Genomic DNA, 22,101 nt, shown 5'->3' on the forward strand with positions numbered 1-22,101 from the left:
TGCTCAGTCAGACTGCTGCGGCACTTCGAAGTTGAAGATACCAGTGTCGAAGGCATTGTAGGACTCGTAGTCGACCAGTTCGTAGAGCCGGGCGCGGGTCATCATGTCTTCGACCGCCGGCTGCTGGGTGCCGTGCTCGGCCATCACATCCAGGGTGCGTTCAATGGCGCCGAACGCTGAGCGCAGCGACGTCACCGGGTAGATGATCAGCGCCACCCCGGCTGCTGCCAGCTGATCCCGGGTGAACAGGTCAGACTTGCCGAACTCGGTCATATTGGCCAGCACCGGAACGTCGACGGCGCTGCATACAGCCTCAAACTCCGACAGATCCGCCATGGCCTCGGGGAAGATCGCATCTGCCCCTGCGTCAACCAGCGCTTTGGCGCGATCGACCGCTGCGGAGAGCCCGTCCACGGCACGGATGTCGGTGCGCGCCATGATCAGAAAGTTCTCGTCGCGGCGCGCGTCTGCGGCGGCGCGGATCCGTTTGCTGGCAGTGTCCAGATCCACCACGGCCTTGCCGTCCAAGTGCCCGCAGCGCTTGGGGTTGAACTGATCTTCGATGTGGCACCCGGCCACACCGGCGTTCTCCAGCTCTTGGACCGTGCGGGCGGCGTTCATCGGCTCGCCGAATCCGGTGTCGGCGTCCACCAGCGTGGGAAGGTCCGAGACCCGGGCGATCTGCCCAGCGCGCTGAGTCACTTCAGTCAGCGTGGTCATCCCGATATCGGGCAGCCCCAGCTCGTTGGCCAGCACCGCACCGGAGACGTAGAGACCGTCGAAGCCCTTCTGCTGAATCAGCGGTGCACTCAGCGGCGTGAAGGTGCCGGGGAACTGCCGGGCCGCGCCGGGAGTGAGCATCTCGCGCAGGTTCGTGCGCTTCTGCTCCGGGGTGGTCTTTGCGTACAACATCAGAACAGTCCTTTCGGTGAGCTGGCCAGGTCGATGGCACCGGCAGGGGCGAGCACGTTGAGCTGCTCCAGCTGCCCGGGCTGCAGCGTCTCAGCGCTCTGGGCGACGTCGAGGAACCGTTCGATCTCGCTCGCATCGAGCAGCCCTTCAGCCAGGCTGCGGAACTTGCCGATGTACTGCTCCCGGGCGAAGGGCCGGGCTCCCAGCGGGTGGGCGTCGGCGACGGCGATGTCATCAGAGATGACCCGGCCGTCCTTCATCCGGATCTCCACGGAGCCGCCGAACGCCTTCTCCGAAATGTCCAGCGAGTGGTAGCGGCGGGTCCACTCCGGGTCCTCCTCGGTGACCACCTTGTGCCACAGCTCCACAGTGTCCGGGCGCCCGGCACGTTCGGGGGCGTAGGAGTCGGCATGGTGCCACGTGCCGTCCTGCAGCGCCACCGCGAAGATGTAGGGGATCGAGTGGTCCAGGGTCTCGCGGGAAGCGGTGGGCTCGTACTTCTGCGGGTCATTGGCGCCGGAGCCGATCACATAGTGGGTGTGATGGCTGGTGCGGATCACTATCGACTCCACGTTCTGCGGGTCCGCAGCCTCGGGGTGCTCACCGTGGAGCTTGCGGGCCAGATCGATCCACGCCTGAGCCTGGTACTCCGCCGAGTGCTCCTTGGTGTAGGTGTCCAGGATGGCCCGCTTGGCCTCCCCCAGCTGCGGCAGCGGGACCTCGTAACGCGCGTCGGGGCCATCCAGCATCCAGGCGATGACTCCGTCCTCGCCCTCATAGATCGGTACCGGTGACGTTTGGCCGCGCATGGCCCGGTCCACAGCTTCCACTGCCATCTTCGCTGCGAAGGCCGGCGCGTGAGCCTTCCACGTCGAGATCTCGCCCTTGCGCGACTGGCGAGTGGCAGTGGTGGTGTGCAGCGCCTGTCCCACCGCTTGGAAGATCGTCTCAGTGTTCAGTCCCAGCAGGGTGCCGATGCCAGCTGCGGCTGAGGGGCCCAGGTGCGCCACATGGTCGATTTTGTGCTTGTGCAGGCAGATGGCCTTGACCAGGTTCACCTGGATCTCATAGCCGGTGGCCAGGCCGCGAATCAGCTCTGCGCCGGATCGTCCGGTGTGCTGAGCGGCGGCGAGGACTGCCGGAATGTTGTCGCCGGGGTGGGAGTATTCTGCGGCGAGGAAGGTGTCGTGGAAGTCCAGTTCACGCACGGCCACCCCGTTGGCCCACGCGGCCCACTCCGGTGAGGTCCGCTGAGAGACTCCGAAGACTGAGGCGCCCTTCCCGCCGGCCGGAGCCGTGTGGTCCAGCGCCTGGGCGCGGGCGGCCACGATCGGCGCGCGGTGCAGGGAGGCCACCGCCACGGAGGCATTGTCGATGATCCGGTTGATGATCATCTCGGTGACGTCCTGCTCGACCTCGACCGGGTCAGCAGCAACCTGGGCGATCTTATGGGCCAGCTGATCCTGGTGGGGGAGGTTCTCTTCGCTGCGGTAGACCCGCACGGTGTGGTTGATCATCCTCTTGGTCCGTTTCCTCTCGTGGTGGATGTGGTGAAGTGTGGTGCTGCTCTTAGGCGGCGGAAGATTCCGGGGCGCCCTGAGCGGTGATGTAGGTCAAGCTGCGGCGCAGGTGCAGCATTGCGGCGGCTTGGGCGGCCTGTGGGTCACCGGCGGCGATGGCGCGGCACACCTCCCGATGTTCCGCCGCGGACTCAGCCAGCCGCTCCGGCTGGTCTCTGGCCAGTCGGCGGATGCGCACCAGGTGCACCCGCAGGGTCGCGAGCATCGTGCTCAGATAGTGGTTGCCCACCGCCGCGTCGACCGCTGCGTCCATGCGGGCCGCAAGCGCATAGTGCACGCTGGGGTCCGGCTCCGAGCCGGCCTCACCGAACTCCTCGGCCAGGCGGCTGAAGACCTCGGGGGAGCCGCGGCGTGCCGCCAGCGAGGCGCCCTGGGTCTCCAGCGGGATGCGCACTTCGAAGAGGCGGTCGACGTCGTCCAAAGAGATTTCGGAGACCACCGACCCGCGGCCCGGAGTCTGCACAGCCAGCCCGTCCGCCACCAGCCGGGAGAACGCTTCGCGCACCGGGGTGCGGGAGACGCCCAGGCGTCGGGACTGTTCGATCTCGGCCAGGGCAGCCCCGGGGGCCAGCCGACCCTCGATGATGTCCTCACGAAGTGACGTGTAGGCCGAATCACTTGCACGCATACTGGCAGTGTATACACAACACCCCGGAAAGGACTAGGTCTCCCATAAATTTCGACAAACTTCTCATTTCCTGTATACAGGTCAGCAAGGGTGTGCCAGAATCACCGGTGTCCGTAACTCTTCGGGCGTGGCACCTCGGGCCGCCGCGATGGGGCCCACACCGACCACTGAGGGAGAACTCCTGCAATGTTCCGCAAGATTCTTGTCGCCAATCGTGGTGAGATTGCTATTCGTGCCCTGCGGGCTGCTGTTGAGCTTGGTGCTCGTACGGTAGCGGTCTATCCGCATGAGGATCGTAATTCTTTGCACCGGCAGAAGGCTGATGAGGCGTACCGGATCGGTGTGGAGGGTCACCCGGTGCGGGCCTATCTGGACGTGGAGGAGATCGTCCGGGTCGCTCGTGAGTCTGGTGCTGATGCGATCTATCCCGGTTATGGGTTCTTGTCGGAGAATCCGGATTTGGCGCGTGCGGCTGAAGAGGCTGGGATTGCTTTCATCGGTCCGGAGGCTGATGTGCTGGAGTCCACCGGCGATAAGGTGCGTGCTTTGCGTGCGGCCAAAGCGGCTGGGGTGCCGGTGCTGGATTCTTCTGAGCCTTCTTCTGATTCTGAGGAGCTGTTGGCGCAGGCGGATCGGATCGGGTTTCCGATCTTTGTGAAGGCTGTGGCTGGTGGTGGTGGTCGCGGTATGCGCCGGGTGGAGACCGCTGAGGCGCTGCCGTCTGCGCTGAGTGAGGCGATGAATGAGGCCGAGACCGCCTTCGGCAATCCGACGGTCTTTTTGGAGCAGGCCGTGGTGCGGCCGCGCCATATTGAGGTGCAGGTGCTCGCTGATGGTGCCGGGGATGTGGTCCATCTCTTTGAGCGGGACTGCTCGCTGCAGCGTCGTCACCAGAAGGTGGTGGAGATTGCTCCGGCGCCGAATCTTGATGATCAGGTGCGGCAGTCGCTGTATCGGGATGCGGTCTCCTTCGCCGCCACGATGGGCTACCGCAACGCCGGCACGGTGGAGTTTCTGCTGGAGACCGCCGGGGAGCGTGCTGGTCAGCACGTGTTCATTGAGATGAACCCGCGGATCCAGGTGGAGCATACGGTCACCGAGGAGATCACTGATGTGGACCTGGTGGGCGCGCAGATGCGCATTGCCGCCGGTCAGACGCTGGCGAATCTGGGTCTGGTCCAGGATGAGCTGCGGATTCGTGGTTCGGCGATGCAGTGCCGGATCACCACTGAGGATCCGGCCAATGGGTTCCGGCCCGATGTGGGTACGGTCACCGCTTATCGTTCGGCCGGGGGTTCGGGGATCCGGCTGGATGGCGGCACGGTCTACACCGGTGCGGAGATCAGTCCGCACTTCGACTCGATGCTGGTCAAGCTCACCTGCCGCGGCCATGACTACATGACCGCGGTCCAGCGCACCCGGCGTGCCCTGGCAGAGTTCCGCATCCGTGGTGTGGCCACCAATATTCCGTTTCTGATGAATGTGCTGGACTCTGAGGAGTTTCTCACCGGGGATGTGGCCACCGACTTCATTGATGCCCACCCGGAGCTCACCCAGGTCAACCGGTCCCAGGACCGTGGTTCCAAGGCCCTGCAGTACCTGGCTGATGTGACGGTGAATCAGCCCTATGGGCCGCGGGTGGAGGGCATCGACCCCCGCGATAAGCTTCCCGCCTTCCCCGGGGATAAGAATGATGAGCCTGACCGCAGCCCCTTCGACGGCCCCTCGGCGCAGCCGAAGCCGGCTGGCTGGCGTGACCTGCTGCTGGAGCAGGGCCCCGAGGCGTTCGCTGCGGCTCTGCGGGACCGCACCGCCCTGGCGGTCACTGACACCACCTTCCGTGATGCTCACCAGTCGCTGCTGGCCACCCGGGTGCGCACCCGTGACCTGCTGGCGGCGGCCCCGGCGGTGGCCCACACGATGCCGGGCCTGTTCTCCGCAGAGGTCTGGGGCGGGGCCACCTACGACGTCGCCCTGCGGTTTCTGCAGGAGGACCCCTGGCAGCGGTTGGCGCTGCTGCGTGAGGAGATGCCCAACATTCCGCTGCAGATGCTGCTGCGCGGGCGCAACACCGTCGGCTACACCCCCTACCCGCTGAAGGTCACCGACTCCTTCGTCGCGGAGGCGGCAGCCACCGGGGTGGACATCTTCAGGATCTTCGACGCCCTCAACGACGTCGACCAGATCATCCCGGCCATCAAGGCGGTCCGCGCGACGTCTACGGCGGTGGCCGAGGCCGCCCTGTGCTACACCGGCAACCTCACCGACCCGGCAGAGGACATCTACACCCTGGACTACTACCTGGGGCTGGCCGAGCGGATGGTCGATGCCGGGGCCCACATTCTGGCGATCAAGGACATGGCCGGTCTGCTGCGCCCAGCAGCGGCCAGGACCCTGGTGACCGCGCTGCGCGAGCGTTTTGATGTGCCGGTGCACCTGCACACCCACGACACCGCCGGCGGGCAGCTGGCCACCCTGCTGGCCGCCTCCGAGGCCGGGGTGGACGCGGTGGATGTGGCGACCTCATCGATGGCGGCCACCACCTCGCAGCCACCGGCTTCCGCGCTGGTGGCGGCGTTGGAGGGCACCGAGCGCGACACCGGTCTGGGCCTGGCCGAAGTCTCGGCCATGGAGCCCTACTGGGAAACGGTGCGCGGCATCTACAGTCCCTTCGAATCCGGGCTTCCCTCACCGACCGGACGGGTCTATCACCACGAGATCCCCGGCGGGCAGCTCTCCAACCTGCGTCAGCAGGCCATCGCGCTGGGGCTGGGGGAGCGGTTCGAACAGATCGAGGAGATGTACAGTGCCGCAGACAAGATGCTGGGCCGGCTGATCAAAGTCACCCCCTCCTCCAAAGTCGTCGGCGACCTGGCCCTGCAGCTGGTCGGCCTGGGCGCCTCACCGGAAGAGTTTGCCCAGAACCCGCAGGATTACGACCTGCCCGACTCGGTCATCGGGTTCCTCGCCGGACAGTTGGGCGACCCGCCGGCCGGCTGGCCCGAGCCCTTCCGATCCAGAGCCCTGGAGGGCCGCAGCGTCAAGCCGGTCACTGAGGACCTCTCGGCTGAGGACACTGAGGCTCTGGACGCCGACTCCGCCACCCGCAGGGCCGCGCTGAACAGGCTGCTGTTCCCCGGTCCCACCGGCGACTACGAGGCCGCTAAGCAGGCCTACGGGGACCTGCAGGTGCTGCACACCCGCGACTTCCTCTACGGGATGACCACCAACCACGAGCACGTCATCTCCCTGGGCAAAGGGGTGCGGCTGCTGGTGACCCTGCAGACCGTCTCCGAACCCGATGAGAAGGGCATGCGGATGGTGATGTGCACCCTCAACGGCCAACTGCGCCAAGTCATGGTCCGCGATAACAGCGTCGAGGTCACCGCACACGAAGCCGAACGTGCTGATCCCAACGACCCCAACCACGTCGCCGCCCCCTTCGCCGGAGCAGTCAGCCTCACCGTCGCCGAGGGCGACACCGTCGAGGCCGGCCAAAACATCGCCACCATCGAAGCGATGAAGATGGAGGCCGGCATCACCACCTCCGTAGCCGGAACCGTGAAACGCACCCTGCTCACCGAGGTCCACCAGGTCCAAGGCGGAGACCTGCTGCTGGTCATCGACCCCGCCTAGCGGCTGGGCGGGCAACACAACACCGCAGAACAGCAGAGCACGGCCCGTTTAGAATGTGAGACGAATCACCTGACAGACAGAGGAGCTCACCATGTCGCAGTCACCGATCACAGACCCCACTGATTACCGGAGCGTCCACGCGCAGTCGCTGCAGGACCCTGAGTCCTTCTGGCTCGACGCTGCCCAAGACTTGGAGTGGAGCCGCTTTCCCACTCGTGCCCTGGACAGCGCCGAGGCGCCGCTGTACAGCTGGTTCCCCGACGGCGAGCTCAACGTCAGCCACAACGCCTTGGACCGGCACGTGGAGGCCGGCCGCGGTGACCATACCGCGCTCATCTACGACTCGGCCGTCACTGCGGACTCAGGCAGCTACACCTACCGTGAGCTGCGTGATGAGGTCGCCGCCACCGCGGGGATGCTGGCCCAGCTCGGAGTCGGACACGGAGACCGGGTGCTCATCTACCTGCCGATGATCCCGCAGGCCCCGATCGCCATGCTCGCCTGCGCCCGCCTCGGCGCAGTGCACTCCGTAGTCTTCGGCGGCTTCGCGGCCAAAGGCATCGCCGCCCGGATCGACGACGCGGAGCCGACCGTGCTGCTGACCGCGACCGGAGGTGTGGAGCCCAGCCGCACCATCGACTACCTGCCCAAGGTTGCAGAAGCCGTCGAGCTGGCCCAGCACCGAGTCGGTGAGGTCGTCGTCTGGCACCGGGCGGGCTTCACCGCCGAGGCGCAGCAGACCCCCGAACAGTCCCCGGCACGCTGGCACGACTGGCAGGATCTGCTGGAGACGGCCGCGCCGGTGGAGCCGGTGCCGGTCGCCTCGACCGACCCGCTCTACGTTCTGCACACCTCCGGCACCACCGGCCGGCCCAAGGGAGTGGTGCGAGACCAGGGCAGCACGGCCGCAGCGCTGCGCTGGTCGATCTCGGCGATCTTCGACGTCGGCGAAGACGACACGATCCTCACCGCCTCCGACGTCGGCTGGGTCGTGGGACACTCCTACATCGTCTACGCGCCGCTGCTGGCCGGGGCCACCACGGTGCTCTACGAGGGCAAACCCGTGGGCACCCCAGACGCCGGAGCGCTCTGGAGAGTGGTGGACCAGCACCGGGTGACCAGCCTGTTCACCGCGCCCACCGCCCTGCGCGCCATCCGCAAGGCCGACCCCGAACTTGAGCTGCTGCAGCGCTACGACATCTCCTCGCTGCGCTGGCTGTTCGTCGCCGGCGAACGCCTGGACCCCAAGACACAGCGCTGGATCGGTGAGGGGCTGGGCGTGCCCGTCGTCGACAACTGGTGGCAGACCGAGACCGGCTGGCCCATCGCAGCCAACCCGGTGGGCATCGAGCAGCTGCCGGTCAAAGAAGGCTCGGCAACCCTGCCGATGGCCGGCTTCGACGTCGAGGTGCTCGATCCCTCGGGAGACCCGCTGCCAGCCGGGCAGCAGGGCAACATCGTGATCCGCCTGCCGCTGCCGCCGGGCAACCTCTCCACCCTGTGGGGCGATGACCAGCGCTACATCGACACCTACCTGTCGGCCTTCGAGGGGTATTACACCACCGGAGACTCCGGCTACATCGATGAGGACGGTTACATCTTCGTCATGGGCCGCAGCGACGACGTCATCAACGTCTCCGGTCACCGGCTCTCCACAGGAGAGATCGAGGCGGCGGTGGCCGAACACCAGGCGGTGGCCGAATGCGCCGTCATCGGCCTGCGTGACGAGCTGAAGGGGCAGCGGCCCGCCGGGTTCGTGGTCCTGAAGGCCGGTTCGGACATCGGCGAGGAGCAGCTGCGCACCGAACTGGTCGCCCAGGTGCGCAGCACCATCGGTCCGGTCGCAGATTTCAAAGACGTCGTCGTCGTCGACGCGCTGCCGAAGACCCGCTCGGGCAAAGTGCTGCGCAAGACGATGCGCCAGATCGCCGACGGCGAGGAGTACACGGTGCCCTCGACCATCGAGGACGCTCAGGTCATCGATGACCTGGTGCCGGTGCTGCGCCGCTGACCCAGCTGCTTGCCCGAGACATCTCACCGGGTAATCTGGTCTGGACACGTCAGAGGAGCCCGTACGCGCGGGCCGCAGAGGACCATCGTTAGGGGAATCCACGTTGACCGACGAGCCGACACCGCTGTTCACCATCCACGGTGATGCGATCATCGGCCCCACCGGCCGCCCCAAGCGCGAGTTCCCCGAACCCTCGGTGCTGACCTCCCACGGCCCGGCGAGAGTGATCGCCATGGTCAACCAGAAGGGCGGAGTGGGCAAGACCACCTCCTCCATCAACCTGGCCGCCGCGCTCTCGGAGTACGGCCGCCGGGTGCTCATGGTCGACTTCGACCCCCAGGGGGCGCTCTCGGCCGGACTGGGCGCCAACCCGCACGAGTTGGAGACCACGATCTACAACGTGATGCTGGAGAAGGACGTCACGGTGGCCGACGCCCTGATCTCCACCCACATTCCCGAGGTGGACCTGCTGCCGGCCAATATCGACCTCTCCGCAGCAGAGGTCCAGCTGGTCACCGAGGTCGGCCGCGAACAGGTGCTCGCCCGGGCGCTGCGCACGGTGCGTGACGACTACGACGTGATCATCGTTGACTGCCAGCCCAGCCTGGGACTGCTGACCGTCAACGCGCTCACCGCCGCCCACGGGGTGATCATCCCGCTGGTCGCCGAGTTCTTCGCACTGCGCGCCGTCGCCATGCTGAAGGACACCATCGAGAAGGTCCAGGACCGGATCAACCCTGACTTGGAAATCGACGGGGTGCTGGTCACCATGGTCGATCTGCGCACCACCCACTCCAAGGAGGTCATCCAACGCATCGTGGAGGCCTTCGGCGAGCGCGTCTTCGAGACCGTGGTCAAACGCTCGGTGAAGTTCCCCGACGCCTCGGTGGCCGCAGAGCCGATCACCAGCTATGCCGTCAAGCACGACGGCGCCAAAGCCTACCGGCAGCTGGCCCGAGAGCTGATCCACCGGGGCGGCTCCCCATGACACTGGCCGCTCAGGAGGACAGTGAGGTCACATCCGGCTTCACCGTCAGCCTGGACGGGTTCGACGGGCCCTTCGACCTGTTGCTGGGGCTCATCGCCAAGCGCGAAATGGATGTGACCACGGTGGCGTTGGCCGAGGTCACCGATGAGTTCATCGGCTACGTCCGCACCCTGGAGGCCGACCGTGCGCTGGAGGAGTCCTCCAACTTCGTCTTCGTCGCCGCCACACTGCTGGATATGAAGCTGATCCAGCTGCTTCCCGGTGCCCAGGCCGAATCCGAGGAGGACATCGCCGCCCTGGAAGCCCGGGATCTGATCTTCGCCCGACTGCTGCAGTACAAGGCGTTCAAACAGATCGCCGAACACATGGGCAGCGCCGTCGCTCAGAACGCCGGGCGCTTCCCACGCACCCCCGGTCAGCACCCCGACATGGGCCACCTGCTGCCGGAGCTGGTCTGGAACACCACCGCTGAGGACCTCAAAGCCCTGGCGGAGAAGGCCTTGGCCCGTCAGCAGCTGGAGCCCGATCACGTTCAGATGCAGCACCTGCACGCCCACACCGTCAACGTCGGCGATCAGATCGCGGCCATGACCGAACAGCTGCGTGAGGCGGGCCAGTGCCGATTCGCGGAGCTGGTCGCCTCGGCGGAGAACCGGCTGGTCGTCGTCGTGCGCTTTTTGGGCCTGTTGGAGCTGTTCCGCGACCGGCAGGTCGAGTTCATCCAGGACGCCCCGCTGGCGGAGCTGACCGTGACCTGGGCCGGGGCGGATGAGCCCTCGGCCGCGCTGGCCGCCGAATCCTCGGCTGCGGCGGAATGGGACGGCTGATGAGCGGCACCACCGGCATGAACCCGGCCCTGGAGGCGGCCTCCAGCGATCACCTGGTCACCCACAACGACTATCTGGCCGCCGTGGAAGCCGTGCTGCTGGTGGCCGAGGAACCGGTGACCCCGGCCGAGCTGGCCGCCGCGGTCAACCTGGCCGAACACCAGGTCCTCGCCCTGCTGGATGAGCTGCGCGCAGAGGCCGACGGCGCCGACGGCGGCAGGGAGCGCGGCTTCGAGCTGCGCGAGGTGGCCGGCGGCTGGCGCTACTACTCGCGGGTGCGCTACGCCGAGGAGGTCTCCGCCTTCGTGCTGGCCGGTCAGACCACCCGGCTCTCCTCCGCCGCGCTGGAGACCCTGGCCGTGATCGCCTACCGGCAGCCGGTCTCGCGCTCGCAGGTTGCCGCCATCCGCGGGGTCAACGTCGACGGGGTGGTGCGCACGCTGGTGGCGCGCGGGCTGCTGGACACCGCAGGCGCGGACCCGGTGACCGGCGCGACCCTCTACACCACTACCGCGGAACTGCTGGAGCGCCTGGGGCTGGACAGCATCAGCGACCTGCCCAAACTCTCACCGCACCTGCCCGGGGTCGAGGACTTGGACGCCGAGGACTTGGACGCCGAGGACTTGGACGCCGAGGACTTGGACGCCGAGGATCCCGCTCTCGACTGACGTAGCCCCTCGACCGCCCTGCCCCAACCCTCCACTTTTCGTAGGGCTTCTGCCAGAACGTGGAGCTGTTTCTCCACGATGGGGCAGAAGCTCTGCGAAAAACCGGCGGAGTCCCGGGGAAAACCGGCGGGGTCCGCGGTCAGGTGGGAAAAGGACCGTGTCCAGACCGGTAATATAGTCCGCATGACGTCGAGGAACTCACCTGAGCGCCGTCGTGCCCCGCGCACGGCACGAGCACCTCGGACTCCCAGACCCGGTGCCTCCGGCGGCCCCTTCGCCTCCGAACGGCCCGAGCGGCTCATCGTCTCTGAGCCGAAGGCCGCCAAAATCCGTGCCGATGAGGCTGAAGCCAACTTCCGCGCCGTCCACACCGAGACCGGCGTCCGCCTGCAGAAGGTGCTCGCCAACGCCGGGGTCGCCTCCCGCCGGGTCTGCGAAGACCTCATCGCCGAGGGCCGCGTCGCCGTGGACGGACGGATCATCGTGGAGCCGGGGGTGCGCGTGGATCCCCAAGCGGTCAGCATCAAAGTCGATGGTCTGCAGGTGAACCTTGATGTGGAGCATCAGTACGTGATGTTCAACAAGCCCACCAAAGTCATGACCACTATGGCCGACCCCGAGGGCCGCCGCAGCATCGGGGACTTCCTGCAGGATGCCCACCGCAGCGCGCGACTGTTCCACGTGGGCCGGCTGGACTATGAGACCGAAGGTCTGCTGCTGCTCACCAACGACGGCGACCTGGCCAACCGACTCACCCACCCCTCCTATGAGGTGCCCAAGACCTACCTGGCGGAGGTCGCAGGGGACATGTCCAGGAAGAGCGCCAAACGTCTGGAGACCGGAATCGAGCTCGACGACGGACCGATCGCCGCTGACCACTGCGTGATCGTCGGCTCCACCAGCGGGCGCACCATGGTGGAGCTCACGCTGCACTCCGGGCGCAACCGGATTGTGCGCCGGATATTCGAGGCGCTCGGCCACCCCGTGAAGCGCCTGGTGCGCACCGGCATCGGCAGCATCGTCATCGGCGACCAGCCCCAGGGGAGCCTGCGCGACCTTGGCGCCCAAGAGATCGGCCACCTGCGCGACCTCACCCACGCCCCGGCGGCCGAAAGGAGCCCAGGTGGCTGAACCCAGCTCCACACTGATCCGCGGCACCGGACTGCTGGGCGCCAGCATCGGGCTGGCTCTGCGCGCCGCCGGCCACCAGGTGTGGCTCAGCGATCCCTCACCCAGCGCCGCAGCCATCGCTGAAGACATCGGGGCCGGCACCCGGATCACCCAGCACGCGCCGGATCCGGACCTGGTGGTCATCGCCGCACCGCCGGAGGTCACCGCCGTCGAGGTCGCCGCGGCGCTGAGCCGGTACCGCCACGCCGTCGTCGTCGATATTGCCTCCGTGAAGGCCCAGATCCTGAACCAGCTGCTGGCCACGGCCGCTGATCCTGACGCGGAGCTGGTCACTGAGGACCTGGCGCGCTACGTGGGCACTCACCCGATGGCCGGACGCGAACGGTCCGGGCCCGTGGCAGCACGCGGAGAGCTGTTCACCTCCATGCCGTGGGTGATCTGCCCTGCGGTGGAACCGACCACCGGCGCCCAGCTCTCCACCGCGGAGGCAGTGAGGCGGGCCACCGACCTGGGCCGGGACTTGGGCGCCAGCGTGCACCGCATGGACGCGGTCACCCATGACGAATCAGTAGCCCTGACCTCACACTTGCCCCAAGTGGCGGCCTCGCTGGTCGCCTCCCGGCTGCAGGACGCCGCAGACGGGGCACTGGCGCTCTCCGGCAACGGGCTGCGTGATGTGACCCGAATCGCCGCCTCCGACCCCAACCTGTGGGTCCAGATCCTCTCCGCCAACTCCCGCTCGGTGGTGGACCTGCTCTACGGACTGCGGGACGACGTCGAACGGCTGATCAGCACCCTGGAGGACCCCTCGGCGTCGGGGTCTCAGGCAGACATCGCCCAGCTGGTCGCCGAGGGCAACGCCGGGGTGGTCCGCATTCCGGGCAAGCACGGCGCACCGCCGCAGTCCTTCGCTGTGGTCACCGTGATCGTGGATGATAGGCCGGGGCAGATCGCCGCAGTGCTCAACGATGTCACCACCGCCGGTGTCAACGTCGAAGACCTGCGCATGGAACATTCGGCCGGCCACCAGGTAGGTATGGTGGAGCTGTCGGTGCTGCCGGGCAGACGAGAAGAGTTGGCCCAGGCGCTGACCGAGATGGGATGGAAGGTGGTTCTCTGATGAGCACCAGCACACAGCAGGGGCCCAGCGCCGCGACGGAGCCTGACTCTGATCGCATGGTCGTCGCCGTCGACGGGCCCTCCGGCTCAGGCAAGTCCAGCGTGTGCCGTGCCGCCGCCGCCCGGCTGGGAGCCGCCTACTTAGACACCGGAGCCATGTACCGAGCCGCCACCTGGTACTGCGTGCAGCAGAACGTGGCGCTGCGCGACGAGGACGCGGTCGCCGTCGCCGTGGAGGAGCTGCCGCTGAACATCTCCACCGATCCGCAGCACCAGATCATCACTGTGGGCGAGACTGATGTCACCGCAGAGATCCGGGCGCCGCAGATCTCAGAGAAGGTCTCGGATGTGGCCACCAACCGCAAGGCCCGCCAGGTGCTGATCGGCGCCCAGCGCCGCATCATCGATCAGGCCGGATTCATTGTGGCCGAGGGCCGTGACATCACCACCGTGGTGGCCCCGGACGCGCAGGTCCGCGTGCTGCTGACCGCCTCCGCCGAAGCCCGGCTGCGCCGCCGCGGCGCCCAGCTGGGAGACGGCCAGAGCGCCGAGGCGCTGAAGCGTCAGGTCCTCGATCGCGACCGCAGAGACTCTGCGACCACAAATTTCACCGAAGCTGCTGACGGGGTGGCCGTGCTGGACTCATCGGAGCTGACCTTCGATGAGACCGTGGACTCACTCATCGGCCGCGTCGAAAGCGTACAGGAGACTGCCGCTGATGGCCTCTGAGGACACCGACTCCGCCCAGGAGTACGCGCCCACCGGAAACGATGAGCGATGGGCCGAACGCCTGGCCGCAATCACCGACGACGACGCCGAAGCCCGAGCCGCTGCCCTGCGTGCCGGGCTCAGCGACTATGAGCTCGAAGACGACGACGCCGCGCTGCTGGACCTCGAGTACGAGGACGAGTTGGAGCGTAAGCAGACACCGGCGCCACCGGTCCTGGCGATCATCGGAAGGCCCAATGTGGGCAAATCCACGCTGGTCAACCGGATCATCCGCTCCCGCCAAGCCGTGGTGGAGGACGTGCCCGGGGTGACCCGCGACCGGGTCTCCTACCTCGGCGAGTGGAACGGGAAGGACTTCACGCTGGTCGACACCGGCGGCTGGGAGGCCGACGCGAAAGGCATGCAGAAGCGGGTGGCTGAGCAGGCCGAGATCGCCGTCGACGAGGCCGACGCGGTGGTGTTGGTGCTTGATGGGCTGGTCGGAGCCACCGCTGTGGACGAGGCCGTGGTGAAGATGCTGCGGCGCAAGAAGAAGCCGGTGCTGCTGGCAGCCAATAAGGTGGACTCCGCTGCTCAGATGACCGAGGTCTACCCGCTGTGGAATCTGGGACTGGGCGAACCCTACCCGGTGTCGGCGCTGCACGGCTCCGGCACCGGCGACTTGCTGGACGCGGCGCTGCAGGCGATGCCGGAGACCGCGCAGTACGGGGGACTGACCCCCACCGGCGGACCGCGGCGCGTCGCGCTGGTGGGTCGGCCCAATGTGGGCAAATCCTCGCTGCTCAATAAGCTCGCCGGCTCCGACCGTGTCGTGGTGGACGAGGTCGCCGGCACCACTAGGGACCCGGTGGATGAGCTGATCACCCTGGGTGAGGAGCAGTGGCGCTTCGTTGATACGGCCGGGATCCGGCGTCGTACCCACATGGCCTCCGGCAGTGAGTACTACGCCATGCTGCGCACCCAGCGTGCGCTGGACAAGGCTGAGGTGGCTGTGGTGCTGCTGGCCGTGGACGAGCCGCTGAGCGAGCAGGACGTCCGCCTGGTGCAGATGGCGGTGGACTCCGGCCGGGCAGTGGTGCTTGCCTACAACAAATGGGACCTGATGGACGGTGAGCGCCGCTACTACCTGGAACGGGAGATCGAACGCGACCTCGGCCACGCGTCATGGGCGCCGCGGGTCAACGTCTCCGCCCGCACCGGCTGGCACAAGGATAAGTTGGCCCCTGCGCTGCGGACCTCGCTGGCCAACTGGGAGCAGCGGATCCCCACCGGTCGGCTCAATGCGTTCCTGGGGGAACTGGTGGCCGCGCACCCGCACCCGGTGCGCAGCGGCAAGCAGCCCCGGATTCTCTTTGCGACTCAGCCCTCGACGAGGCCGCCGAAGTTCGTGCTGTTCACCACTGCCTTTTTGGAGCCGGGCTACCGACGCTTCATCACCCGCCGGCTGCGCGAGACCTTCGACTTCACCGGCACCCCGATCGAGGTGCAGATGCGGGTGCGCGAGCGGCGCAGGCGTAAATAGCTGTGCAAATAGCTAACCGCCGTAGAGTGCGGTCTCGACGCTGCGGGTGATCCCGGCCAGGGAGTGCCAGCTGGAGCCTTCGCTCATAATGCTCAGCACGTAGGTGCCCTGTGGGTGGCGGACAATGGCCGCGTCGTGCACGTATCCATCGATCCAACCGGGCTTGTTCAGCACCTGGCCGGTGCTGCCAGCAGGAACCCCCAGGCGGTGCACATTGGCTCCCAATGCTTCGCGCAGCCGGTCGTGTCCGGCCTCGCTGATGCTCAGCTGCCCGGTCTCCAGACGCGCCAGCATGGAGGTTAAGTCGTTGGCGGAGGTGACGATCGCCCCCTGGCCCTGGCCGGTGACAGTGGCCCCGGCGGCAGCCGCATCTGAGTAGATGGTGCTCCACCCGATGTCAGCGCCGATCTCTTCGGGACAGGGGTTATCGCTGACGACGATCATGTCGTGGAAGCACTGGGCCAGATCGCGGCCTCCGGAGACCGAGTCGCTCCAGCTCAGGGCACCTGATTCGACCTGCCGAATGAGGCTGTAAGCGGCATAGAGCTTATAGGTGCTGGCCGTCACCTGGGCAGTGCGGCCGCCGACTGAGGCGCTGCGCTGGGCTCCGGTGAGCTCCTGCAGGCTGATGGTGATGCTGCCCGGGTGGGCAGCGGCCAGATCCTGCAGATAGATGTTCATGTCGCCGGTGAACGCCACCTGGGGATCAGCCGGGGTGCTGAGCGACTCCTCAAGGTCAGGTGCCGGCGCCGGCTGCGCAGACTCCTCAGCCTCGGGGTCAGTGACGTGTTCGGCGTCGTCGGCTTGCGTCTCAGGCGCAGGCTGGGCGTCTTCCTGGGCTTCCTCCTGCGCTTGCTCCTGTGCGTCCTCGGCAGCCTGCTGCTGGCGTTCGGCCTCAGCTTCGGCCTCGCGCCGGGCTTCTTCCTCTTCGGCCAGACGCTGCTGCTCGGCATCCGCCGCTTGGGCCTCAGTGACTGATTCGGCCCACGAGTTCAGCTCACTGCGGTGCCGGTCCACCCCTGCCCGGTCCTCATCTTCCTGGACGGGAGCTCCTTCGGGTTCGGCGTCCTGCGCCCCGGATGAGGCAGCAACCGGCCCGCTGGGCTGAGCCTGCTCAATACGACGGGCCAGCTCTTCAGCGGCGTCGGCCATGGTGGACTGTGCCGAATGCTGGGCAGCCACGGGTGCCGCTTGGACGGCAGAGGTCGGTTCCAGGCCAGATTCTCCGGTGCCGAACGGGTTGGGCGTGCAGCCGGTGACCAACAGTGCGGCGGTCAGCGCAACTGCCGCAGACTTCCCGGGCACACCCGCAAAAAGGGGAAGGCGCGAGTGCATGTGTCGATGCTAGTCACCCTGTCGGCACATCGTGTGGAGCTTTGCGCTGCTTCGTCATTACGTTTTGATTACGAGCAGCTGCCTGCAAGCACCCCGCCGGTGGATGTGGGGGTGCGGTTCTGCCCGCAGAGATGATGTAGACTGTTTCGGTGCTTGCGGCGCAGATTCGCCGGTTCAGAGGCACATTCACGGGCTATAGCGCAGCTTGGTAGCGCGTCCGTCTGGGGGACGGAAGGTCGTGGGTTCAAATCCCGCTAGCCCGACCACAGAAGAGCCCCGGCATCCCGATCAGCACCAGGGACGCCGGGGCTTTTTGGGTTTCAGAACCAGACGTCGGCCAGAAGCTCCAGCGAGCGATCGCGCACTGCCGGATCGTAGGCGTAGGTGGTGGTGATGAGCTCATCCGCTCCGGTGCGCTCGACGAACTCGCTGAGCTGTCGGCGAGCGGTCTGCGGGGAGCCCACGGCCTTGATGCGCAGCATCGGGTTCTCGCGCGCGCCCGTCTCGGCCAGCTGCGCCGGATCGATCGGCGGTTGGATCTTGCGCTGCCGACCGCGGGTGATGTCGAGAAACATCTGCTCCAGGGTGGTGAACTGGTAGTCGGCTTCCTCATCGGTGTCGGCGACGACGACGTTGATTCCAGCCATCACGTAGGGCTTATCGATCTGCGCAGTCGGCGCCTCGGTGGTGAACGACTCCCGGTAGACCCGGATCGCCTCGTCGATCTGATCCGGTGCGAAGTGTGAGGCCAGCGAGAACGGCAGCCCCAACTGCCCGGCGATGGAGGCGCCGTTGACGGTCGACCCCAAAACCCAGATCGGCACGTGGGTATCAGCGGAGACCGCCGATTGGATCGACGCACTGTGGGCGGTGCCGTCAGCGCCGAACCAGCCCTGCATGTCGTAGATGTTCTGGGCGAACTCCTGGGGCTCGCCGGAGGAGCGCGCCAGTGCCTGCGCGGTCATCTGGTCAGTGCCGGGGGCACGACCCAGTCCCAGGTCGATGCGCGGGCCGTGCATATTGGCCAGCGTCCCGTACTGTTCGGCAACCATCAGGGGCGCGTGATTGGGCAGCATCACGCCGCCGGAGCCCAAGCGGATCTTCTCGGTGACCGTTGCTGCCTGGGAAATCAGCAGCGCGGTGGAGCTGGCCGCCAGGTTGGGCGTGTTGTGATGTTCGGCGTACCAGAGGCGGTGATAGCCCAGCTGATCGGCATGCCGTGCGGATTCCATGGAGGCGGCGATGCCATCGCGGGCGGTGGAGCCCTCAGGGATGGACACGAGGTCAAGAATGCTCAGAGGTACAGACAATGTCGCTTCAGTTCCTTACGCGTTAGTAAACCTGGACTCTGCTACACCCGAGGCAACAACTGCGGGACTGACGCCTATTCCGGACGGTGCGACTCACTCGGGCCTTCAGACGCCGAGGGCGCCGGTAGGGTGGCACCATGCCTGAGCAACAGCATGTTTTTCTCACGCGCCCACTGGATGAGGCCGTTCTCAACGAGTTCCGGCCCCAGCTGAGGCCGCAGCTGCGCATCCACCCCGATACCGAATTCCCACCGTCGCGCGAGGAGCTGCTCAGCGCCGTGCGCGGTGCCTCGGGACTGGTGACCATGGTGACCGACCGGATCGACGCCGAAGTGCTCGACGCCGCCGGGGAGCAGCTCCAGGTGGTGGCCAATATGGCGGTGGGCTATGACAATATCGACGTCGCCGCGGCCGCTGAGCGCGGGGTCACCGTCACCAACACCCCTGGGGTCCTCGACGAATCAGTCGCCGACCTCACGCTGGCGCTGCTGCTGAGCACGGTGCGCCGGGTCGCCGAAGGGGACCGGTTCATACGCACCGGCAAAGAATGGATCTGGGGCCCGCAGAGCTTTGTGGGTTTGGACATCTCCGCCGGCTCCACTCTGGGCATTGTGGGGCTGGGGCGCATCGGTATGGCCACCGCCCGCCGGGCCGCCGCCTTCGGGATGCACATCCTGGCCACCGGCCGCCGCGCCCACTCTGCCGAAGCGAAGGCTCTCGGCGTGGAACCTGCCACGCTGGAGCAGCTGATCGCAGCCTCCGACGTCGTCTCGCTGCACGCCCCGCTGACCGCTGAGACCAAGCACCTGATCGGCAAAGACCAACTGGCGGCCATGAAGCCCGGCAGCTATCTGCTCAACACCGCACGCGGACCGCTGGTGGACGAGGAAGCGCTGGCAGATTCCCTGGACTCCGGGCACCTGGGCGGGGCCGGACTCGATGTGCACGAATACGAGCCGGCGATCAACGAGCGGCTGCGCGGAATGGAGAACGTGGTGCTGCTGCCGCACATCGGCTCCGCCGGAGACGCCACGCGCAACCGCATGGCATCGCTGGCGCTGAAGAACCTGGTCGCCGTGCTCAACGGTGAGGACCCACTGACCCCGGTGGAGGGCTAAGCTGCGCCGTCGTCGTGCTCATCTGCGGCGTCGTGCTCAGCTGATGCGGCCTGCGTAGCGCGCCAGGGTCTCGTCGCGGAAGTCGTAGAACCGGCCCGCGGCGATGGCGTCGCGGATGTCGTCCACCAGCTTCACCGTGTAGTACTCATTGTGGATGGTGCACAGGGTGGAGTAGAGCATCTCCTTGGCCTTGAACAGGTGATGCAGATACGCCTTGGTGTAGTGCTGGCAGGTGTAGCAGCCGCAGTCGGCCTGGATCGGGGTGAAGTCCTTCTTGTACTTCGCCTGGGGTACGTTGAAGTAGCCGTCGGGAGTGTAGACGCGGCCGTTGCGCGCCACCCGTGAGGGTTGGACGCAGTCGAAGGTGTCCGCACCGTTCTCGATGGCGGTGAAGAAGTCATCCGGCTCCGAGATGCCCAACAGGTGCCGCGGCTTGCTCTCCGGCAGCTCCTCGCAGACCCAGCCGACGATTGTGCCGAGGTTCTCCTTCTCCAGGGCACCGCCGATGCCGAACCCGTCGAAGACCTGGCCCTCGGCCTCCATGCTGCCCAGATCCCGGGCGGCCCTGCGCCGCAGATCCTCATACTGGGCACCCTGCAGCACCCCGAAGAGCGCCTGATACGGGCGGTGGCTGCGCTCTGCGCTCAGCCGCTGATGGGCCACCAGGCACCGCTGAGCCCACAGACGGGTGCGCTCCAGCGACTCCTCCTGATAGCTGCGGGTGTTGAACAGGGTAGTCAGCTCGTCGAAGGCGAAAATCATGTCAGCACCGATCTGATGCTGCAGCTCCATTGAGATCTCCGGGGTGAACCGGTGCACGGTGCCATCAATGTGGGAGCGGAAGGTGACCCCGTCGTCGTCGACGAAGGCGCGGCGCTCATGCTCGGGGGCCACGGCGTCGTCGTTGGTGACTCGGGAGGTGTCCATGGAGATGGTCTTCTTGAAGCCTACGCCCAGGCTCATCACCTGGAAGCCGCCGGAGTCGGTGAACGTGGGGCCGGCCCAGTTCATGAACTTCCCCAGACCGCCAGCGGCATCGAGCACATCAGTACCGGGCTGCAGGTTCAGGTGATAGGCGTTGGCCAGCACCGCCTGGGCACCCAGTTCGCTCATCTCCTCCGGCCGGACGGCTTTGACGGTCGCCTTGGTGGCCACGGGGATGAACGCCGGGGTCTGGATCTGCCCGTGCGGGGTGCTGATGGTGCCGGTGCGCCCCAAGCCACCCTCGATCCGGTGGTGAACCTGGAAGCTGAAGCTGCTGCGGTCGTTCACTGGGGGAGTGGACGACGGCGCAGCGGGCTGGGACGTGGGAGCGGGAACGGATTCAGGCACCGCAACAGTCTACGACGGCGCTGCTGCTGCCGGCTGCCGGCCTGGCGGTACGCCCGGTGGTGGGGTGAATGTTCCCCGCCATATTGCCGTTACCCCGTGGAATTACACGGGGAAGCGCGAATGTGGTGGGGAAGAACCGGAGCACGCGACGGTGTGGGCGTCCTAGACTGTTGCGGTGTCATCCTCCCCACGCGGATCCTTCGACCCGCAGCGGCTCATCGAACGCGGCTACCAGCTGCTGCCGGGTGCTGCCCTGGCGCTGGTGGTCGCGGCAGTGGCTGAGCGCTTTCTCGCCGAGTGGGTGCCGGTCTCCAGCCTGCTGATCGCCATCGTGCTCGGCATGGCTCTTCGCACCCTGGGGTGGGTTCCCTGGTGGGGCGAGAGTGGGCTGGCCTGGGCTGCGAAAGTACCGCTGCGCGCAGGCATCGTGCTGCTGGGCCTTGAGCTGGCCCTGGGAGACATCGCCGCCCTGGGCTGGGAGGTGCTGGTGATCGTGCTGGTCACCGTACTGGTGACATTCCTCGGGATGCGCCTGCTGGGCCCACTGCTGCGCACCGACCCTACGACGACGGCGCTGCTGGCCACCGGCACCGCCATCTGCGGGGCCTCAGCGGTCGCGGCGGCCGCATCGGTGCTCGACCGCGGCGACGGTAAGGATCACCGGGGCCGGGCGTTGGGGGAGGCCGCCGCCACTGCGCTGGCAGTGGTGACTCTCTGCGGCACCGTGGCCATGGTGGCGCTGCCGATGCTCGCGTCCATTCTCAACCTGGGGGAGCAGGAGGCAGGCGTCTGGATCGGGGCCAGCGTGCACGAGGTCGCCCAAGTCGTGGCAGCAGGCGGAATTGTCGGTGCCACCGCGCTCGCGGCGGCCACCGTGGTGAAGCTTGCCCGGGTGCTGCTGCTGGCGCCGGCCGTGGTCGCTGTGCGACTGATGGATGCCCGCTCAGGGTCCGCCCACGGTGCTGGCACGGCGAGCATCATGCCGTGGTTCGTGCTTGGCTTCCTGCTGGCCGTCGCAGTGAATTCGTTGACGACGATTCCTGCCGAGACCTCGGACTTCATCGCCCAGATCACCACGATGCTGCTCACCATCGCGATGGCGGCAGTGGGTGCGTCGGTGAACCTGCGGACCCTGCTGCGCACCGGCGGTCCCGCCCTGCTGCTCGGGGGTGCGGGCAGCCTCCTGGCAGGAGGAACTGCGCTGATCGGAGTATTTCTGCTGGTCTGAAGGAGACCTACCCTTGAGCTGAACTCG

The 22,101-nt window shown here is 66.9% G+C and carries 17 protein-coding genes and 1 tRNA gene; 12 read left to right on the top strand and 6 right to left on the bottom strand.

Annotated features, from left to right (window positions below):
• Positions 1 to 3: 3 nt before the first annotated feature.
• Genes prpB through FHX47_RS01735 form a run of 3 tightly spaced genes read right to left on the bottom strand, consistent with a single transcriptional unit; the run spans position 4 to position 3,120 of the window.
• Positions 4 to 912, bottom strand: coding sequence for a methylisocitrate lyase (prpB, locus tag FHX47_RS01725; protein WP_183357161.1), 909 nt, complete (start codon positions 910 to 912; stop codon positions 4 to 6).
• Positions 912 to 2,429, bottom strand: coding sequence for an MmgE/PrpD family protein (locus FHX47_RS01730; RefSeq protein ID WP_183357162.1), 1,518 nt, complete (start codon positions 2,427 to 2,429; stop codon positions 912 to 914). Before FHX47_RS01730 ends, prpB begins: the two co-directional genes overlap by 1 nt.
• A 52-nt stretch (positions 2,430 to 2,481) precedes the next feature.
• The gene (locus tag FHX47_RS01735) at positions 2,482 to 3,120 is read right to left on the bottom strand and encodes a GntR family transcriptional regulator (protein WP_183357163.1); all 639 of its coding nucleotides are present in this window, start codon (positions 3,118 to 3,120) and stop codon (positions 2,482 to 2,484) included.
• Positions 3,121 to 3,306: 186 nt separating this feature from the next.
• On the opposite strand from FHX47_RS01735, the gene FHX47_RS01740 reads away from it, so the two are divergent.
• From FHX47_RS01740 to der, 9 genes are all read left to right on the top strand, one after another.
• Positions 3,307 to 6,756, top strand: coding sequence for a pyruvate carboxylase (locus FHX47_RS01740; protein WP_183357164.1), 3,450 nt, complete (start codon positions 3,307 to 3,309; stop codon positions 6,754 to 6,756).
• A 91-nt stretch (positions 6,757 to 6,847) separates the two neighbouring features.
• Positions 6,848 to 8,767 (top strand): acetate--CoA ligase, encoded by a 1,920-nt coding sequence (locus tag FHX47_RS01745; protein ID WP_183357165.1) that lies wholly within the window; start codon positions 6,848 to 6,850, stop codon positions 8,765 to 8,767.
• Between the two features lie 103 nt (positions 8,768 to 8,870).
• Positions 8,871 to 9,755, top strand: coding sequence for a ParA family protein (locus tag FHX47_RS01750; RefSeq protein WP_246327894.1), 885 nt, complete (start codon positions 8,871 to 8,873; stop codon positions 9,753 to 9,755).
• Positions 9,752 to 10,582: a segregation and condensation protein A gene (locus FHX47_RS01755; protein ID WP_183357166.1), complete on the top strand. Its 831-nt coding sequence runs from the start codon at positions 9,752 to 9,754 to the stop codon at positions 10,580 to 10,582. Before FHX47_RS01750 ends, FHX47_RS01755 begins: the two co-directional genes overlap by 4 nt.
• Positions 10,582 to 11,250 (top strand): SMC-Scp complex subunit ScpB, encoded by a 669-nt coding sequence (gene scpB, locus FHX47_RS01760; RefSeq protein ID WP_343064263.1) that lies wholly within the window; start codon positions 10,582 to 10,584, stop codon positions 11,248 to 11,250. The genes FHX47_RS01755 and scpB overlap by 1 nt, the downstream gene beginning before the upstream one ends.
• 183 nt (positions 11,251 to 11,433) lie before the next feature.
• Positions 11,434 to 12,381 (top strand): pseudouridine synthase, encoded by a 948-nt coding sequence (locus tag FHX47_RS01765; protein ID WP_246327895.1) that lies wholly within the window; start codon positions 11,434 to 11,436, stop codon positions 12,379 to 12,381.
• Complete coding sequence (locus FHX47_RS01770; protein WP_183357168.1) at positions 12,374 to 13,501, top strand: prephenate dehydrogenase; 1,128 nt, start codon at positions 12,374 to 12,376, stop codon at positions 13,499 to 13,501. Before FHX47_RS01765 ends, FHX47_RS01770 begins: the two co-directional genes overlap by 8 nt.
• Complete coding sequence (gene cmk / locus FHX47_RS01775; protein ID WP_183357169.1) at positions 13,501 to 14,229, top strand: (d)CMP kinase; 729 nt, start codon at positions 13,501 to 13,503, stop codon at positions 14,227 to 14,229. The genes FHX47_RS01770 and cmk overlap by 1 nt, the downstream gene beginning before the upstream one ends.
• Entirely contained in the window at positions 14,219 to 15,751 is a 1,533-nt protein-coding gene (gene der / locus FHX47_RS01780) for a ribosome biogenesis GTPase Der (protein ID WP_183357170.1), read from the top strand. Before cmk ends, der begins: the two co-directional genes overlap by 11 nt.
• A 12-nt stretch (positions 15,752 to 15,763) precedes the next feature.
• Here der and FHX47_RS01785 read toward each other — a convergent pair whose 3' ends face one another.
• Positions 15,764 to 17,086, bottom strand: coding sequence for a serine hydrolase (locus FHX47_RS01785; RefSeq protein WP_183357171.1), 1,323 nt, complete (start codon positions 17,084 to 17,086; stop codon positions 15,764 to 15,766).
• 189 nt (positions 17,087 to 17,275) lie between these two features.
• On the opposite strand from FHX47_RS01785, the gene FHX47_RS01790 reads away from it, so the two are divergent.
• A tRNA-Pro gene (locus tag FHX47_RS01790) sits at positions 17,276 to 17,352 on the top strand.
• A gap of 54 nt (positions 17,353 to 17,406) precedes the next feature.
• Here FHX47_RS01790 and FHX47_RS01795 read toward each other — a convergent pair.
• Complete coding sequence (locus FHX47_RS01795; RefSeq protein ID WP_183357172.1) at positions 17,407 to 18,396, bottom strand: LLM class flavin-dependent oxidoreductase; 990 nt, start codon at positions 18,394 to 18,396, stop codon at positions 17,407 to 17,409.
• Positions 18,397 to 18,533: 137 nt separating this feature from the next.
• Between FHX47_RS01795 and FHX47_RS01800 the strand changes: the two genes are divergently transcribed.
• On the top strand, positions 18,534 to 19,514 hold the full coding sequence (locus FHX47_RS01800; RefSeq protein ID WP_183357173.1) for a 2-hydroxyacid dehydrogenase: 981 nt from the start codon (positions 18,534 to 18,536) through the stop codon (positions 19,512 to 19,514).
• 36 nt (positions 19,515 to 19,550) lie between these two features.
• On the opposite strand, the gene tgt is transcribed toward FHX47_RS01800, so the two are convergent.
• Positions 19,551 to 20,846: a tRNA guanosine(34) transglycosylase Tgt gene (gene tgt / locus FHX47_RS01805; protein WP_183357174.1), complete on the bottom strand. Its 1,296-nt coding sequence runs from the start codon at positions 20,844 to 20,846 to the stop codon at positions 19,551 to 19,553.
• Positions 20,847 to 21,021: 175 nt separating this feature from the next.
• Between tgt and FHX47_RS01810 the strand changes: the two genes are divergently transcribed.
• On the top strand, positions 21,022 to 22,074 hold the full coding sequence (locus FHX47_RS01810) for a putative sulfate exporter family transporter (protein ID WP_183357175.1): 1,053 nt from the start codon (positions 21,022 to 21,024) through the stop codon (positions 22,072 to 22,074).
• Positions 22,075 to 22,101 lie beyond the last annotated feature (27 nt).

The organism is Garicola koreensis (assembly GCF_014195445.1).
GTDB classification, from domain to species: Bacteria; Actinomycetota; Actinomycetes; order Actinomycetales; family Micrococcaceae; genus Nesterenkonia; species Nesterenkonia koreensis.